The following is a 16,798-nucleotide window of genomic DNA, read 5'->3' as shown; positions in this document are numbered from 1 at the left end:
GGTGATATACATGTGTAACAGCGCGTACCGCGTGCTTTTATATTATAAGTTCGTGAAGATTGAAGACCCTGAGACGTTTACACAAGAGCATCTGCAATACTGTAAGGACCTGGGTGTGAAAGGCCGTATTCTGATCGCATCCGAAGGCATTAACGGCACCGTATCCGGAACGCCTGAACAGACAGAACAGTATATGAAAGACATGCATGCCAACCCGCTGTTCAGCGACATGGTGTTCAAGATTGATGATGTGGAAGAGCATGCGTTCAAAAAGATCTTTGTTCGTCACAAAGCAGAGCTGGTTACGTTCCGCGTGGACGAAGATCTTGATCCGAATGTGATTAGCGGCAAACGCCTTTCACCGAAAGAGTTCCATGAACATCTGCAACGTGATGACGTCATCGTTATCGATGGTCGCAATGACTACGAATACGAAATCGGTCATTTCCGCGGGGCCATTCGTCCAGATGTCGAATCGTTCCGTGAGTTTCCGGAGTGGATTCGGGAGAACCTGGGTGACATGAAGGACAAAACGATCATTACCTACTGCACTGGCGGCATTCGCTGCGAGAAGCTGACCGGGTTCATGATCAATGAAGGATTCCAGGACGTGGCTCAACTGGACGGTGGTATTGTCACGTACGGTAAAGATCCGGAAGTACAAGGCCATCTGTTCGATGGCAAGTGTTACGTGTTTGACGAGCGGATCTCTGTACCGATTAACCGGACAGAAGAAGATATCGTCATTGCAAGCTGTTATCACTGTGGAACGACACATGACCGATATATTAATTGTCCAACCTGCAACCTGCAGCATGTAAGCTGTGAGGATTGCGAAGAGACGCATAACCGCTTTTGCTCGGATGCTTGCCGGGAGGCAGCACCGGTACACGCATAAGCAGGAGAGCAGGTGCTGATCGTGAAGCGCGAAGAGGAACGAACGACGCGTGAACGGATTTTGTTCATGCTGAAGCAGCAAGGCACAATGACTGCGAGGGAAATGACTGCTGAGCTCGGTCTGACCGGCATGGCCATTCGTCGTCATCTGACGGCATTGGAGCAGGACGGCTGGATTGAAGTTGGGGAAGCCCGGGCTACGGCTGGACGTCCGTCCTCGGTGTACCATCTAACGGTACGCGGGGACAGCTATTTTCCAAAATCATATTCGTCCCTGACGCTGGAACTGCTTGAAGAATTGTCGGACTCAGCCGGGAGCGGTGTGGTGGATACGTTGTTCGAGAGTCGCCGGGACAAGCTGCTTCGCAGCGGATTACCACAGATGGAGGGCCAGGATCTGGCCGGACGGGTGGAGGAACTCGCGCGTATACAGAATGCCAACGGATATATGGCGGATGCGTCCAGAGAAGAAGATGGAACCTACGTTATTACGGAAATGAACTGCCCGATTGTGCAAGTCGCGAGTGTCTACAAGCAGGCTTGCCGCTGTGAACTGGAACTGTTTCGCTCGCTGCTTCAAGCTGAGGTAGAGCGTACCGAATGTTACGCTGATGGCGGCAAAAGGTGCAAGTATGAGATTCGCGAAGCGTCGGGGAATTAGTTGAATAAGACATAGGCAACTCGCATAACTTGCGGGTTGCTTTTTTGCCGTTATGTAATGTTTTCTATCACAATCATACGATGAAACTAAATTGGAAGCGGTTCAACCATTGACGGAAATCGGGACGCACCTTAATATTAGGGAAACAATATTACAGCAACACGGGTCATGGACTTCAGTCGCATGAGGAAAGTCTATATTTGTCTACTTTTGTCGATCAAAGCAACAATGCGTTGAAGCGTTCGTTTTGTCCCGCCTTATCGTGCCAATGGAATGGCGATAAGGTAAGGGTAACTACATTTTATAAGATGGAGAGGGGTTCTCACACATGAAAAAGAAATTCTGGATGTCACTGATGATGGTTGCTTCAATGATCGTTGCGGCAGGTTGCGGAAATAACAGCGGTACAGGTTCGGAATCCGAAGGATCGGGGACTACAACAGGTGGAGGCAGCGAGGAAAAATCATACCAGATTGCCATCTCGCAGATTGTTGAACATCCATCTCTGGATGCTACACGTGAAGGATTCATCGCAGCCCTGAAGGAAGCAGGCATTGAAGAGAACAAGAACCTCAAAATCGATTACAATAACGCGCAAGGTGATTCGACGAACAACCTGTCCATTGCACAGAAAATCTCGGGTGATTCCAAAAACGATCTTGTACTCGGTATCGCAACACCATCTGCACTGGCTTTGGCTCAACAAGTGAAGGACAAGCCATTATTGTTCGCAGCGGTAACGGACCCACTGGGTGCCAAATTGGTGACTGATATGAATAAGCCGGGCGGAAATATCACAGGTGCATCGGACACGAACCCGGAGGCCATCGTGCAATTGGCTGACTTTATCGCCAAAAATCTGCCTGATGTGAAAACGGTAGGTTTGGTCATTAACGAAGGTGAGCCGAATGCGGTGGTTATGGCAGATAACGCAGAAAAAGCACTGGCGACACATAATATCAAGCTGGTGAAAGCACCAGTTACGAATACATCTGAAGTAAAACAGGCAACGGATTCCCTTGTTGGCAAAGTAGATGCGTTCTACATCACGCTCGATAACTCGGTCGTGAGTGCGGTTGACACTATTATCCAAACAGCAAACAGCAACAAAATTCCGTTCTTCTCCAGTGACCGGGATACCGTTGAAAAAGGAGCTTTCGCAACCGTGGGCTTCAAATACTATGACCACGGATACCAGGTTGGTGAGATGGCTGCGGACATTCTGAAGAATGGTACGAAACCGGGTGACATGAAAGTCACCGTTCCGGACAAACTGGATCTGATCCTGAACCTGAAAGCGGCTGAAGTCCAAGGCATCACGGTTACGGATGAGATGAAGGCAGAAGTGCAAGACCAGGACAACAACATTATTCAATAATTGTGGACCGGATCATAATCCGGCAGTAAGGATGCGAGGCGAACGTGCAACGGGTTCGCCTCATTCTTTTCGATAGACAGGGAGGAAGTAGCGTGAGTATAAGCTGGAATTCAATTGAAGGAGCAATCGAGCTGGGGCTTTTATACGCACTGATGGCACTTGGTGTATATATTACGTTCCGCATACTCGATTTTCCTGACCTTACCGTAGACGGAAGTTTTACAACAGGAGGCGCAATCGCGGCGGTTATGATATCCAATGACTTTTCTCCTTGGCTCGCTTGTTTGGCGGCAATGGCTGGAGGCATGGTGGCTGGGGCATGTACAGGTCTGCTTCATACCAAAGGCAAAATTAACGGATTGTTATCCGGGATTTTGATGATGATCGCGCTCTACTCCATTAATATGCGTATCCTTGGCGCACCGAATAAATCCATTATGGGCATGGATAATCCATTCTCGGGCGAACATGTCATGGTGCTAATTATCATCGTCGTGCTGGTGTTTAAAATCATGCTTGATCTGTTCATGAAAACAGATATTGGACTTGCGCTACGCGCGACAGGTGATAACAAACGCATGATTCGCAGCTTTGGTGCAAATACGGATGTGACTACGATTGTAGGTGTCAGCTTATCCAATGGATTGGTTGCCCTGTCTGGCGCATTCATTGCACAACAATCCGGCTTTGCGGACATCACGATGGGTATCGGTATGATCGTCATCGGACTGGCTTCCGTGATTATCGGTGAGGCCATTCTTGGAGCAAGAACGGTATTCTGGGCTACACTCGCAGCGATCGTTGGTTCAATCATCTACCGGATTGTGGTCGCGCTTGCCCTTCAAGTCGAGTGGTTCGATACATCTGATCTGAAACTGATCACCGCTGTGATCGTCATTATCGCCCTTGTATTCCCAACGATGCAGCGCTCCATGAAGCAGCGAAGTCTGGCTCGCAGACGAACAGAAGAGTTGATGCGATCCGGGGGCCAACAGGCGAAGGGAGGTATGTGATCATGCTGGAGATTACGCAAGTAACCAAGCTGTTCAACCCAGGTACAACGGATGAGAAGACCGCGCTGGTTGGTGTGAATCTGACGATGAATCCGGGAGACTTTGTGACGGTGATTGGCAGTAACGGAGCCGGAAAATCCACACTGATGAACATTATCTCGGGTGTGATGAAGCCGGATATGGGTGATGTACTGATCAATGACCGTTCGATTAAAAACTTGCCGGAGCACAAGCGCAGCAGCTGGATTGGCCGGGTGTTTCAGGACCCGATGGCAGGAACAGCGCCACATATGTCCATTGAAGAAAATATGGCGATGGCATACAAACGTGGCAAGGGGCGTGGACTGGGCTTTGGCGTGACCCGTGCCAGACGCGAGATTTTCAACACGCAACTGGAGAAGCTGGGAATCGGACTGGAAAAGCGGCCTAACGCGAAAGTCGGTTTATTGTCAGGCGGGGAGCGGCAGGCACTCAGTCTGCTGATGGCGACCTTTACCCAGCCGCAGATTCTGCTGCTGGATGAGCATACGGCCGCTCTTGACCCTTCACGTGCCGAACTGATTACGGAACTGACAGAGACACTTGTGCGTGAGATGAGATTGACTACGCTGATGGTAACGCACAATATGGAGCAGGCGATTCGTCTGGGTAACCGTTTGATCATGATGGACAAAGGCCGAATTATTCTGGATGTCAGCGAAGAGCGCAAGCGTACGTTGACGGTACCGGAACTACTGGGCGAATTCGAGCGTATTAGCGGCAAAAAAATGGCGGATGACCGCGTCGTACTCGGTTAAGGCAAGAAAATAACTCGTTCGAAGAATAGATACACGACAGAAACCTTTTGCGTTCTCGCAAAGGGTTTTTGTGGTATGTTGAACACACGATGAGAAGAATATATAGGAGGAACCAAGCATGTCTTTGCAATTGGATGAGGGGACATATACGGTAACACGGCGAACGGAATCCATTCGTCTGCTGGCGAAGGAATTTGCACTTTTTCGTTTTTTGTATGAAAACAAGGATAAAGCCTTCACTCGCAGTCAATTACTGGACCGGGTATGGCCGCTGGAATATCCGGTTGAACGCACCGTGGATGATCATATCTATCGTCTGCGTAAGAAACTGAAGCACTGGGACGAGATTAGTCTGGATACGGTACGGGGATACGGTTATCGGCTTGCTGTGCATGAGAATAAGTCCGCTCTACCCGCTAGCCCTTCTGCTCAGAACCCAGAAATGCAGGAAGCCATTCACGGATTACTTCGTAAATATCACTTGTTTGGACAGGGAAACGCCATACAGACCCTGGTGCAACAGCAGGAAGCACTCGGCATTCAGATTGTGCCTTATTATCAGTTGTATATCCGTTTTATACAGGGAGATCTGGCATGGCTGCTTACAACGAAAGAAGTTGCTTTCGAAGAACGCTTGTACTGGTTATTAATCTATGTTCACTCGCTAATTGAACCATCCGTAAGCTTACCTATGTATGAACAGGCATTGAATTCATCTGCTTTGTCTGCCGATCAGCTTCGGGAACTCCGCATTTTGAACATAATCGAAGTCTATGTAGAGGTAGGCCAATATCAACGGGCCAAAGCACAGCTGGAAGAAACGTATCGTGTATTAGAGACAGACGAACTCAAGAATTTCAGACTGCCTGTAGCACTTGCAGCGTTGTATGTGGAACTATGGGGTGGCAGCGGCGAAGCTGTTGAGGCTCAGATGGCAGTCCTGCGAGCAGGGTTGAAGGATGCACCCTATCTGCGAGAGATTGGACGTTTTCAGGTGATGGAAGGCCTATGGTTGCTTCGACAGGGACGGATTCGTGAGGCAGAGTTAAGAATGGATGACGGTCTGGATGTGTTGAAAATGTCGCTGAACGCACCATTATATCTGAATGCTGCATATCAGATTCTCCTATTCCTGGGTCATCATCGAATTGAAGGCAGACTTCGCAGCAAATATCGTCAAGTGTATGCAGAGATCGGTAAAAGTTACGGTGTTCCCGCATATGGACAACAAATTGTAGATAAGGTACGTCACTTTTTGTCTCCTGTATCCCCATCCTCTGATCTTCCTCTGATATAACTCCCTTATGATTACAGCCAAGGAACATACAGACCACAATTGGCTGTAATCAAGGGAGGAAATACATGTATGACCGTCATTTCAAATAAGCCCACATCCAATGAATCTACCGAAGTACCAGCTCCATCTGCTGAACCCTCCAAAAGCTTATGGACCAACCTCCGGTTTGTCCGCATGTTTATCGCATACGCTCTGGCTACGTTTGGAGACTGGTTCGATACACTCGCCATCCAGGTGATGGTGGCCTACCGATGGGGTGCCGACCCGCTGATCATTGCGCTTATTCCAGTATGTATGGCTGTCCCGGGTATATTGCTGGGCTCCGTTGCAGGTGCATTGGCTGATCGACTTCACAAAGTGAGGATCATGATGCTGTGTGATGTGATTACGGTTGCCCTGACCATTGCCATTCTGTTTGCGCCAAGCCCAATATGGTTGCTTCCACTTCTTGCCCTGCGGGCCATGATGAATGTATTCCATGTTCCAGCCCAGCAGGCGTTAACCCGTCAGGTGGTGGCAGAGGAGCATCTGTTCCAGGCATCTTCCCTGAACGGTTTTGTGAGCCAGTGCTCGAAAGTGGCAGGACCGCTTCTGGGCGCAGTCATTTTGGCCTTTTTTTCACCACAGATCTGTATTGTCATTAATGCCTGTACCCGTCTGTTGTCGGGCGCAGTGCTGTGGCCTTTGCGGCGGTTGGTGGAGAAGTCGGAGCCTGTTGAACCAGACGGGAGTGTTGATGGCACAGAGGGTGCATCGGAATCCTTGTTTACCCAGTGGCAGCAAGGTTGGCGGTTTATTCGGAGCAGCCGTGTCGTACTAAGTACGATGTTGTTTGGCTGTTTTGGACTCATGGCCATTCTCATGATTGATTATCAGTTTACGACCCTGTTCCGGGAGATCAAGCCGGGTAATGAATCATTGCTAGGTTGGTTAGGTTCATCGGCAGGTGCGGGAGCGGTGGTCATCATTCTATTGATAAATCGGCTGCCGAGAATGGGGTATGGGTGGGGACTCGGTGGAGGATATCTGTTCGTGGGTGCCGGAATCGCTGCCTTGGGGTGGATCGGCCCAGATACACCCGAAATCTGGATCATCATCTGGGGCCTTTGTATCGGGATAGGCAATGGGCTCTTTATGGTAACACTGAATTATTTGCTGCAAAAGGAAACCCCTCCTGCCTATGTAGGACGTGTCTTTGGTATTCAAAACTCGTTATCCAGTGTGGTGCTTGTTATTGCACCGATTGCCGGTGGTGCCCTGATTCGTGCCACAGGGGCGAGTCCTACTTTTCAGTATATTGGTCTCGCTACGTTAGTCATTGGCTTGGCCGGCATACTGCTGCAGCGTATCTTGTGGGGGGTGAGGCAACCCTCCATGTCTGAAGCCAAAGAGATCATTCCGCAGGAATCGGCATGACTGCTTTGACCTGATTCCTAACATCATTGTATCTACAGTCAGACAAACAGCGGCTTCCGGTAGTCACCGAAGGCGGCTGTTTGCTGTGCTGGAATGTTGGATATTGAGCAATCACACTTCCGCCTGCGGCACGCTCGCGCTGCTCGCCGGGCGGTGTATTTCACATGTTTCCATAGCTATCCTCCGATTGAACGTGAAATAGCAACGGAGCTGCCGATAATCGGAGTATTTCCCGAACCGTGCATTGTTCCGTTGCTAATGGATCAGTCCTCAAGCCCTCAATTTTCCACCTGCCTTAACTCAACGCAATGCAACCAGTCTCAACCTTTGCATATCACAGCCCGGAAACATCTAATCGGCGTGCCATACATATCAGACCAGATGGCGTCGTCAGGTTCTTCCACGTTCAGCTTATCTTCAATGGTTAATCCGGTAACAGCCATGATCGTCTCCAGTAGATCCGGTCGCATCTCTGGTACATCGAAGGTAGCGATCAATTGTCCGTCCGGCTTCAGTACTCTGGCGAACTCGCGAAACGCCCGCAGCATCGTGCCCGTATCCAGATGTTCCAATACGGAGATACAGAACACCCGATCAAACTTACCCGACTCATACGGAAGCTGTGCCAGATTGGCCTGCGCACGATGTAACCTGACGAGAGCCGATTCCGGCAGATCCTGAGCGGCCTGCTCGCCAAAATCCGCAGCAATATCCAGCCGGATCGCCTCTTCAGACAAAATACGTTCATCCCAGTCGCAGGCATGAACCTCGCGGCAGTGTTCTGCAAGCCAGAATTTGAATGGATGGGAGATGCCGCAGGCTGCATCAAGGACGACATCATCTGGACGTGCAAAGCGCCGGGCCCATTCATATTCATAAGGACGGCTCCACCATGCAGGATGCAGGGGGAAGACGAATGTGTCCGTTTTAGGGTCACTTTGCCGAATGTATCTTGATTCCATGAATTCCGTTGCCTTGGGCGTATCCATCATCCCCGAATTCCCTCCTTCAATCCTGTCTCTGCCAAAAAAGTCTCCAGCACCGTACTCCACCGGCTCCGCCATCTGGAAAGATCATAGGACAGTGCGGCCTCGCGCGCGTAGATCCCGAGTCGTTCACGCTCGGCTCGATCCTGAACGAGACGTACCAGTGCGGCAGTCAATTCCTGCTCGCCAGGAGGCACCAGCAGCCCGTTAAATCCGTCTTGAATCAGATCATTCAATCCACCAACATTGGACGCAATCACGGGAAGTCCGCAGCTCATCGCTTCCAGACAGGCATAGGAGGTACCCTCTGAGAAAACCGTTGGAATTACGGCGATATCTGCCTGATGGTAGGCCTCCCGAATATCCCGAAAATCATACGTGCGCTGGTTAATTCGATCTGCATGTGGATGAGTACGATGCCAATAACGAAAGGCTCTTCCAACCGTACTGCCTTCGATCAGTTCCCCTGCAAATTCAATCTCCAGATCGGGAAAGGCTCCGAGCAGCTTATCTGTTGCCAGCATCATCGGAATAATGCCCCGCTCCATGCTAATGCGGCGCGGATATATAATGCGAAGGGGACGGGCAGAGGACACATGGGCATCCACAGCTTGCTTTTCAAATGATCCCTCTCGGTTGCTATCTCCCTGATGTTTACCACTGTCCGCTCCATCACCATTCGCTCTATCCTTGCCCTTTACTACCTGCATCCCTGATATAACTGCACCAACATTCTCCTCATGACTCGCCAGATCGCTCTTCCAAGCAGCAAGCCATTCGTCTTCACGTTCCTGCTCCAAGGTGCGTGTTGGCGGGGCTGGTGTGAAATAGGACGTATCCACTGCATTGGGAATCAGGACAACCTGTTTTGGATCGGTATAGGTGCATGCGGCCCGGCAAAAGGTCTGGAAATGCGAATCGACAGACACAATACGTACAAGTCCATCCAGAGCCAACTGAATATGTTCCGCCACTTGCTGTTTGGTCTCCAGTGGCAGTCCGGGACGGTCCCAGTTAATGCCGTGACAGATGCCAAGACTGCCGGGTTTATAGGTGATAGGTTGCCACAGACAACTGGCATAGATCACTGGGCCACGCGCTGCGGCTGCCATCCGGTCGAAGGCTTCGGGCACATCGTTCATGTCGTACGCATAGCCAAATACATCGATCTGCTCCGTCCGGGTCTGAAACGCTTCAAAATAAGAGAGCTGATGAACCTCGGGAATATGCCCGAGTCCACGGATGACACTGCACAGATCCAGAATGTAGCGCTCCAGTCCACCGCCAAATACCCGCCCGAACTCCCGATTGTATCCATCGGTGAAGCTATGCGTCAGAATACTCACCACGCCCATCTCACTGTCCCTCCTTCCAGGGAATCAGCCGAGGTTCCGGATCAAGAATCGACTCGTAATGTGCAAGATTGCCCCACTCACCGCTCGGATCAATACGTTTGTAGCGCAAATATTTACGAACCCGGTCCTCCAGGCTGCCAGCCCAACCGAGGTGCTGTACCTTCAGTTCCGTGCTGACCCCGGGCAATACAGTGCAGGACAAGGGAAGACGGGGAACATGATGATTCTGCTGTGGATAAAAATAAGGATATCCAGGCATATACCGTACAAGTGAAGCGGTATGCCGTTTGTGCAGACACCAAAGATCATCTTCCCGGTAGTGAGTCCGGCCACCCCACATATCGTAGAAACGGAATGCAAACCAGTCCGCATACTCCTGATTAATCAGAGCGCGTATGGCTTTCTTGGCCTCTGCGCTGTATAACTCATCCGCGTCAACCGAGAGCAACCAGTCGGGATGTGTTCCCGCAGCTGCTTGCCATAAGGTATTGCGAAGTCGCCATTCCTCGGCGAATAACGGTTTCTCCAGCACCTCCAGGCGGACCACCTTCGGATAGGCTTTGCATAGATCCGGGGTTCCATCTGTGCTGGCATCGTCCACAATGACGATCTCGTCTACGAACTCACTCAGATCATGCAATACTTCTTCAAGGTATCGGCCACGCTCATTGCGAACCTGAAGCATGGCGGTCAGCTTGTTGTCTTTGCTTTTGCGAACCCGACGAAGGGAGAAGGGCTCTTTGAATAGGCTCGTTTCCTCGTCTATTGCAGCAGTATACTGATCCAACTGACCTTGTGCGTCAGTCCAGAGATGCACTTGGCTTCGGGAGTCATGTGATTGTTGTGCGTGATCCGGCGTGTGATCGCCATTTTCCAATAAGTTTATATGTGTCCTATCCACTGTTTCCGTTGGCGTGAAAGTGGTTTCGGTTCGGATATCCCTGTGCACCATCGGCCCATTCACCTGTTGTCTACGCTTCTTCGGGTCCAGCATCATGGCACCTCCCCAAGCAATTGCTGCACAGCATGATCCAACAGCTCCAGCTCGACAATCCGGGCCAGCGCATCCTCATCCTCCAGTGCCGTCTCGAGGAAATGTCGGACGGCCCCGTGTCGTTCCCCTCGCAGTGCCAGCGCACTTCCCGATAATTGCTGATAATCCCGGCGACTGGCATCATCCTGAATATCGACTGCATGCACGAGAGCCAGTGCCTCTTCCACACGTCCAGTCTCCTGGAAGATGCGGAATTTCCAATGTCTCGCGGTTTCTCCGCCAAGTTCGTCCAGGATACGCAGCGCGTATCCGTAATCATCGTTAATACGTAGCAATTCCGCTCGCACAAGTTGATCTTCTCCCGCCTCAAGCCAGCGACATAGCTGTTCATAATGATGTCGTTCCTGTTCGTCGCCTGCACTGATTCCATACACTAGCAGAGCGTCTTCCAACTGCCCGGCCCGTGCATGAATGGCAGACAGGAATCGATAATGGGAGACTACACAATCACTGCGACCGTTCATAACCGCGTGGGTGAAGGCCTCCTGAAGTGATGCGGTGGCTCGTGGATCCTCAAGCAGATACTCATAAGCTGCCAGTAAAAAAGATATCGTCTCATGCGCCCCTGCTTTGGCCCGGAGCTGGCGGTAGAAGTCGGCACGTACACTGCATTGAAGCAGGGTGACGCTATCCAGCGTTCCTGACAGGATCTGCCGCAGCGCATGCAGGAAGAACAGTTCGTAGTCCCGGAGAGGGATTTCAAGATCATCCTTTTGCATCGTACCCGCGGGTGTAGGGTCTTCTCCGCCCAGCCAGATGGCGCGTACGCCTTGGAATAACAGCTTCAAATACCGTGTTTCGGAGGAGGTACCTACCAGATCGGCGATGCCGACCAGTTTGGAAATACTGCTCTCCCATAGTGGAGATTCTGCTTCGTTTCCAGCAGGCTCAGGGAGCAGGGCGATACATAGCTCAGGCTCCAGCGAAGCTGTAGCCATTAGCCAGTAGGGATGGGTGACCACTGCTACGGTGCGAGGTTCCAGCAGTAGTTGTTCAGCTTCAGGGAGGGAGATGACGGTGATGGCCGCAGGTACATCCTCTGTCTGCGTCAGGCTGCTGACATAATAGACATCTCCCTCGATCGACAGCAGAGCAGCGATATCGGGATAAGGAAAGGAGGACCAGCCCCCTTTGCGAGGGAAGAGAATATACCGGACAGGCGGCTGGGCTGTACTGTCCTCAATCGGGCTGGATTCGGGATCTACACTTGGTAATGGCGCAGGTTTTTCCATGAATGCTTCACCTCACCTTGACTGTATTATGGTGTTTCATTCTCTCTTCATGTGCTTCATGCTTTCACTTCATATGTAAAGCCCTCACGGTACTTCGCATGATATGCCTGAGACTAACATATGGGCATTCCATCCCAAACATGAGTATCTTCCATGAATAGATGAAGTGGGCAAGCTGTGATAATAGGCTGAATTTTATCTTTTGTGTGACCGAGGTCACTTTTTTTCACTCTAAACACGTAGATTGTGATAATTCTCACATGTATAAAATAGGTAATCTGGCACAATACGTTCATCAACGTATTTGGTGGACAGACAGCGAAGGTGCAGCTTCAATGCCAAATACGCATACTGCGAAGTGAACAGAAAGAAGGGGTAACGGTATGGATCCGATTATGTTATCGCGTATCCAATATGCACTTACAACGATTTTCCATTTCTTTTTTGTGCCGCTATCCATCGGTCTTGTACTGTTGGTTGCGATTATGGAGACGTTGTACGTTGTTAAAGGTAAGGAGATCTACAAAACGATGGCCAAGTTCTGGGGCAAGCTGTTCCTGATTAACTTTGCCGTCGGGGTAGTCACAGGTATTCTGCAGGAGTTCCAGTTCGGCATGAACTGGTCAGAGTACTCCCGATTTGTCGGGGATGTGTTCGGTGCGCCACTGGCTATTGAAGCCCTACTGGCGTTTTTTATGGAGTCTACATTTATTGGATTGTGGATATTCGGATGGGATCGTTTGTCCAAAAAAGTGCATCTGGCCTGCATCTGGCTGGTGTTCGTCGGCACATTCCTGTCCGCGCTGTGGATTCTGGCAGCCAATTCATTTATGCAGCATCCCGTCGGGTTTGAGATCAACAACGGCCGAGCCGAGATGAATGATTTCTTTGCACTTATCACGAATGGTCAGCTTCTCGTCGAGTTCCCGCATACAATCTTTGGGGCATTGATGACAGGGGCCTTCGTGGTAACCGGGATCAGTGCCTACAAATTGATGAAAAAGCAGGATGTAGAGATCTTCCGCAAATCGTTCAGTATTGCGATCATTATCGCGCTTGTTTCCTCATTCGGTGTGGCTTTCTCCGGACACTTCCAGGCGCAATATCTGGTGGAGACACAGCCGATGAAGATGGCAGCCAGTGAAGGCACATGGACGACGACAGAAGATCCGGCGCCATGGACGGTGGTCGCCTTTATCGATCCGGACAAACAGGAGAACACGGGTGAGATCAAAATCCCCGGCTTGCTCAGTTATCTGTCTTATAGCAAGTTCTCCGGCAGTGTCAAAGGCATGAAGGAGCTTCAAGCTGAGTATGAACAGACGTATGGACCGGGGGACTACATTCCGCCAGTACGGACAACGTTCTGGAGTTTCCGCATCATGATCGTTGCGGGTGGTCTGATGATTGCACTGGCGCTATACGGTACGTTCCTGGCCATGCGCAAGAAGCTGGAGGTCGCTGGAAAGTGGTTTATGCGTCTGATGGTATTTGCCATCTCCTTGCCGTTTATCGCCAATACATCAGGTTGGATTATGACCGAGGTTGGAAGGCAGCCATGGACAGTATTTGGCTATATGACAACCGAAGCCGGGGTCTCACCGAATGTATCCGCAGGAATGATCCTGTTCTCGACCATCGCTTTTACCGCTGCGTATACGGTTCTCGGAATCGTGATGGTATACCTGTTCGTACGTGAGATCAAGGCAGGACCGTTTGCGGTCGATAAGCCGGAAGATCACGATGAATCGGCCGATCCGTTCGGCGTGGATGGAGGTTATTCCGTTGTCACTAAGTGAGTTGTGGTTTTTGCTGATTGCCGTATTGTTTGTCGGTTTCTTCTTTTTGGAAGGTTTTGATTTTGGTGTGGGGATGTCTACAGGCATTATCGCTAAAACAGATCGTGAACGTCGGACTCTGATCAACTCGATCGGTCCGTTCTGGGATGGCAACGAAGTATGGCTGATTACAGCAGGGGGAGCGATGTTTGCTGCCTTCCCGCACTGGTATGCGACGTTGTTCAGTGGTTTTTACCTGCCACTTGTAGTGGTGTTACTCGCGTTGATTGGTCGCGGAGTTGCCTTCGAATTCCGCAGTAAAATGAAACAGCAGCGCTGGCGCAAAACGTGGGACATCATCATTGTCGTCTCCAGCGCGCTCTTGCCGTTCCTGTTCGGGGTTGTCTTTGCCACGTTGATGAAAGGTCTTCCCATTGATGGGGAGATGCAGTTACGCGCAGGATTCTTCGATATCGTTAATCCGTACACCGTGATTGGTGGCTTGAGCGTAACGCTGCTGTGTCTGGTTCATGGATTGCTGTTTGCCTCACTACGAACAGTGGGGGAACTCAGAGAGCGTGCCTTGAATACAGCGCAAAAATTAATGCTGCCGCTGGCTGCACTGCTCGCTGTTTACGCGTTAATGACGTATTTCATGACCGATGTGTTCGCGGTACGCGGATGGGCTCTTTGGATCATGGTTGTACTTGGCGTAGTCTCGCTTGCACTTGCGGCTTACTTCGTTCGTCAGAAGCGTGAAGGCTGGGCTTTCGGTATGACAGGGGCAGTGATTGCAATTGCCTTTGCCTCGGTATTTATCGGATTGTTCCCAAGAGTGATGGTGAGTTCCTTTGGAGCGGCATATGACCTGACTGTGTACAATGCGGCATCCGGTGCTTATTCTTTGAAAGTAATGACCATTGTAGCTTGCACATTGCTGCCGTTTGTTCTCGGCTATCAGATCTGGAGTTATTATATCTTCCGCAAACGTCTGAACGAGCAGCACCACCTGGAGTACTGATATGGGACGGGGGCTGATGAAGCTGCCGGGCATCCGGCCGGTACTTGCGCTGGCCTCAGCGCTGGTGCTGCTACAGGCGATGACGATCATGATGCAAGCCAAATGGCTGGCACAGGCCATCACGGCATTGTTTGAAGGTTCATCCGTAACGGAGCAGTACCCTGTACTGCTGCTGTTCCTGGCTGCTTTTGCCGCCCGCTATGCCCTATCCTTCTGGTTACAACTCGTGACCTCACGATATGCGGAGAGGACAGGAACCGATCTGCGCAGACAGATGGTGGAGCAGTGGTTCAGGCTTGGACCGCGTTATGCCAAGACGGAGGGCACAGGCCATCTGGTTACGCTGGCACGTGAGGGAACAGCCCAATACAAGACGTATCTGGAACTATTCATTCCTCGCATGCTGGGCATGGGGTTTACCCCTATCGTCATTCTGTTGTATGTATTCAAGTTGGATCTGATGTCCGGAGTTATTCTGATGCTGACACTCCCGATTTTGATCGTGTTCATGATTCTGATTGGCCTCGCTGCGCAGCGGAAGATAGACGGGCAATTCAGATCCTACAAAGCACTCGCTAACCATTTTGTCGATACCTTGCGTGGTCTGGAAACGCTGAAAACATTGGGGCAGAGCAAAACACACGAAGGGTCTATTCTGCGGGTCAGTCAGCGGTATCGGAAGGCGACGATGTCTACGCTGCGTATGGCCTTTCTTTCTTCGTTTGCACTCGACTTCTTCACGATGCTGTCTGTTGCTTCGGTGGCAGTTGGCTTGGGGTTGCGTCTGACGGAGGGACATATGCTGCTTGGTCCTGCACTGACGGTACTCATTCTCGCTCCGGAATATTTCCTGCCTGTACGTATGCTCGGCGCCGATTACCATGCCACATTGGATGGCAAAGAAGCAGGAGCAGCCATTAATCAGATGATTGAACGTGGGAAAGCCGCTGAACGGAAACAGAAAGAAGCCTATGCGAATGTTGTTGTGCATGCGGACACGACAAAAGACGAGACGGGATATACATCATTATTATCTTCGGGTAAAAGGAAAGCGAGCTCTTCGACCATACGCGTCGTGTTGAACGACAAAATGACTGCGGGGCATCTTGATCCTGATCCTGCTTCTATTACTCCTGATCTTGTTCCTTCCTCTTCCTCGGTGACCTCCTGGAATGAGAATAGCAGATTGGCACTAACGGATGTACAGGTACGACACGATGATGAAGGTCCTTATTCGCTAAAGGATGTTACCTTTCAGATTACAGGTCTTGGCAAAATCGGTATTATCGGCGCTAGCGGAGCAGGCAAGTCCACGTTGATTGACGTATTGGCTGGATTTCAGCTGCCTACTTCAGGCCAAGTATTAGCTAACGGACAGCCTGTGACACAGGATATGCTTGAATCCTGGCGAAGACAGACGGCAGCCATCCCGCAGCATCCGTATATCTTCAGCGGAAGTCTGGCGGATAACGTTCGTTTCTACATGCCGGAGGCTTCGGATGCGGAAGTGGCGAAGGCAGTTAGCGCTGCCGGATTAACCAAGCTTCTGACCTCATTATCCGGTGGACTGCATGAGCCCATTGGTGCTGGGGGCAGACAACTCAGTGGTGGGCAGGAGCAGCGTGTGGCACTGGCAAGAGCTTTGCTTAGTCAACGGAACATTCTGCTGCTCGATGAACCGACGGCACATCTGGATGTGGAAACGGAGTACGAACTGAAACAGACGATGCTGCCGCTGTTTGATGGCAAACTTGTATTTTTGGCTACCCATCGTCTGCACTGGATGCCACATATGGATCGAATTATTGTCATGGACGGCGGTACAGTGGCAGAGACGGGAACACATCAGGAGTTGCTGGCACGACAAGGCGTATATTATCAGATGATTCAGGCCCAGATGGAGGCGATATAAA

The 16,798-nt window shown here is 50.8% G+C and carries 14 protein-coding genes; 10 read left to right on the top strand and 4 right to left on the bottom strand.

What is annotated here, in order from left to right; translation table 11 throughout:
* Positions 1–10: 10 nt before the first annotated feature.
* The 7 genes from trhO to FS628_RS19675 all read left to right on the top strand — a co-directional run bounded on the left by trhO (position 11) and on the right by FS628_RS19675 (position 7,459).
* Positions 11–898: an oxygen-dependent tRNA uridine(34) hydroxylase TrhO gene (gene trhO, locus FS628_RS19705; RefSeq protein ID WP_124116691.1), complete on the top strand. Its 888-nt coding sequence runs from the start codon at positions 11–13 to the stop codon at positions 896–898.
* A gap of 12 nt (positions 899–910) precedes the next feature.
* Positions 911–1,558, top strand: a complete 648-nt coding sequence (locus FS628_RS19700; RefSeq protein WP_145324748.1) for a helix-turn-helix transcriptional regulator — start codon at positions 911–913, stop codon at positions 1,556–1,558.
* 328 nt (positions 1,559–1,886) lie between these two features.
* Entirely contained in the window at positions 1,887–2,936 is a 1,050-nt protein-coding gene (locus FS628_RS19695) for an ABC transporter substrate-binding protein (RefSeq protein ID WP_145324747.1), read from the top strand.
* Positions 2,937–3,088: 152 nt separating this feature from the next.
* Positions 3,089–3,949 carry an ABC transporter permease gene (locus FS628_RS19690; RefSeq protein WP_440131299.1) on the top strand — a complete coding sequence of 287 codons (861 nt, stop codon included), beginning with the start codon at positions 3,089–3,091 and terminating at the stop codon, positions 3,947–3,949.
* A 2-nt stretch (positions 3,950–3,951) separates the two neighbouring features.
* Positions 3,952–4,746: an ABC transporter ATP-binding protein gene (locus FS628_RS19685; RefSeq protein ID WP_036606660.1), complete on the top strand. Its 795-nt coding sequence runs from the start codon at positions 3,952–3,954 to the stop codon at positions 4,744–4,746.
* A 118-nt stretch (positions 4,747–4,864) separates the two neighbouring features.
* Positions 4,865–6,043: a winged helix-turn-helix domain-containing protein gene (locus FS628_RS19680; RefSeq protein ID WP_145324745.1), complete on the top strand. Its 1,179-nt coding sequence runs from the start codon at positions 4,865–4,867 to the stop codon at positions 6,041–6,043.
* Positions 6,044–6,112: 69 nt separating this feature from the next.
* Positions 6,113–7,459, top strand: a complete 1,347-nt coding sequence (locus FS628_RS19675) for an MFS transporter (RefSeq protein WP_145324744.1) — start codon at positions 6,113–6,115, stop codon at positions 7,457–7,459.
* Between the two features lie 320 nt (positions 7,460–7,779).
* Here FS628_RS19675 and FS628_RS19670 read toward each other — a convergent pair whose 3' ends face one another.
* From FS628_RS19670 to FS628_RS19655, 4 genes are read right to left on the bottom strand one after another with little or no spacing between them, the layout of a single operon-like run.
* Complete coding sequence (locus FS628_RS19670; RefSeq protein WP_145324743.1) at positions 7,780–8,451, bottom strand: class I SAM-dependent methyltransferase; 672 nt, start codon at positions 8,449–8,451, stop codon at positions 7,780–7,782.
* Positions 8,448–9,800 (bottom strand): glycosyltransferase family 4 protein, encoded by a 1,353-nt coding sequence (locus FS628_RS19665; protein WP_145324742.1) that lies wholly within the window; start codon positions 9,798–9,800, stop codon positions 8,448–8,450. Before FS628_RS19665 ends, FS628_RS19670 begins: the two co-directional genes overlap by 4 nt.
* Before the next feature lies 1 nt (position 9,801).
* Positions 9,802–10,794: a glycosyltransferase gene (locus FS628_RS19660; protein WP_145324741.1), complete on the bottom strand. Its 993-nt coding sequence runs from the start codon at positions 10,792–10,794 to the stop codon at positions 9,802–9,804.
* Positions 10,794–12,086, bottom strand: a complete 1,293-nt coding sequence (locus FS628_RS19655; protein ID WP_145324740.1) for a hypothetical protein — start codon at positions 12,084–12,086, stop codon at positions 10,794–10,796. The genes FS628_RS19660 and FS628_RS19655 overlap by 1 nt, the downstream gene beginning before the upstream one ends.
* Positions 12,087–12,469: 383 nt before the next feature.
* On the opposite strand from FS628_RS19655, the gene FS628_RS19650 reads away from it, so the two are divergent.
* Genes FS628_RS19650 through cydD form a run of 3 tightly spaced genes read left to right on the top strand, consistent with a single transcriptional unit; the run spans position 12,470 to position 16,797 of the window.
* The gene (locus tag FS628_RS19650; protein WP_145324739.1) at positions 12,470–13,885 is read left to right on the top strand and encodes a cytochrome ubiquinol oxidase subunit I; all 1,416 of its coding nucleotides are present in this window, start codon (positions 12,470–12,472) and stop codon (positions 13,883–13,885) included.
* Positions 13,830–14,885 (top strand): cytochrome d ubiquinol oxidase subunit II, encoded by a 1,056-nt coding sequence (cydB, locus tag FS628_RS19645; protein WP_260871119.1) that lies wholly within the window; start codon positions 13,830–13,832, stop codon positions 14,883–14,885. The genes FS628_RS19650 and cydB overlap by 56 nt, the downstream gene beginning before the upstream one ends.
* A gap of 1 nt (position 14,886) precedes the next feature.
* A complete protein-coding gene (gene cydD, locus FS628_RS19640; RefSeq protein ID WP_145324738.1) occupies positions 14,887–16,797 on the top strand; it encodes a thiol reductant ABC exporter subunit CydD in 1,911 nt (636 codons plus the stop codon).
* Position 16,798: the final 1 nt, after the last annotated feature.

Source organism: Paenibacillus xylanexedens (genome assembly GCF_007676705.1).
GTDB lineage: Bacteria > Bacillota > Bacilli > Paenibacillales > Paenibacillaceae > Paenibacillus > Paenibacillus xylanexedens_C.
The sequence above is the reverse complement of the archived record's forward strand: the minus strand, read 5'-3'. Positions and strand labels throughout refer to the sequence as shown.

Excerpts from the sequence above, each read along its gene's own strand:
- FS628_RS19670 (WP_145324743.1), bottom strand. The coding sequence starts at position 8,451 with ATGATGGATACGCCCAAGGCAACGGAATTCATGGAATCAAGATACATT.
- FS628_RS19680 (WP_145324745.1), top strand. The coding sequence starts at position 4,865 with ATGTCTTTGCAATTGGATGAGGGGACATATACGGTAACACGGCGAACG.
- FS628_RS19650 (WP_145324739.1), top strand. The coding sequence starts at position 12,470 with ATGGATCCGATTATGTTATCGCGTATCCAATATGCACTTACAACGATT.
- FS628_RS19665 (WP_145324742.1), bottom strand. The coding sequence starts at position 9,800 with ATGGGCGTGGTGAGTATTCTGACGCATAGCTTCACCGATGGATACAAT.
- FS628_RS19675 (WP_145324744.1), top strand. The coding sequence starts at position 6,113 with ATGACCGTCATTTCAAATAAGCCCACATCCAATGAATCTACCGAAGTA.
- cydD (WP_145324738.1), top strand. The coding sequence starts at position 14,887 with ATGGGACGGGGGCTGATGAAGCTGCCGGGCATCCGGCCGGTACTTGCG.
- FS628_RS19685 (WP_036606660.1), top strand. The coding sequence starts at position 3,952 with ATGCTGGAGATTACGCAAGTAACCAAGCTGTTCAACCCAGGTACAACG.
- cydB (WP_260871119.1), top strand. The coding sequence starts at position 13,830 with ATGAATCGGCCGATCCGTTCGGCGTGGATGGAGGTTATTCCGTTGTCA.
- FS628_RS19695 (WP_145324747.1), top strand. The coding sequence starts at position 1,887 with ATGAAAAAGAAATTCTGGATGTCACTGATGATGGTTGCTTCAATGATC.
- trhO (WP_124116691.1), top strand. The coding sequence starts at position 11 with ATGTGTAACAGCGCGTACCGCGTGCTTTTATATTATAAGTTCGTGAAG.
- FS628_RS19660 (WP_145324741.1), bottom strand. The coding sequence starts at position 10,794 with ATGCTGGACCCGAAGAAGCGTAGACAACAGGTGAATGGGCCGATGGTG.
- FS628_RS19690 (WP_440131299.1), top strand. The coding sequence starts at position 3,089 with ATGGCACTTGGTGTATATATTACGTTCCGCATACTCGATTTTCCTGAC.
- FS628_RS19655 (WP_145324740.1), bottom strand. The coding sequence starts at position 12,086 with ATGGAAAAACCTGCGCCATTACCAAGTGTAGATCCCGAATCCAGCCCG.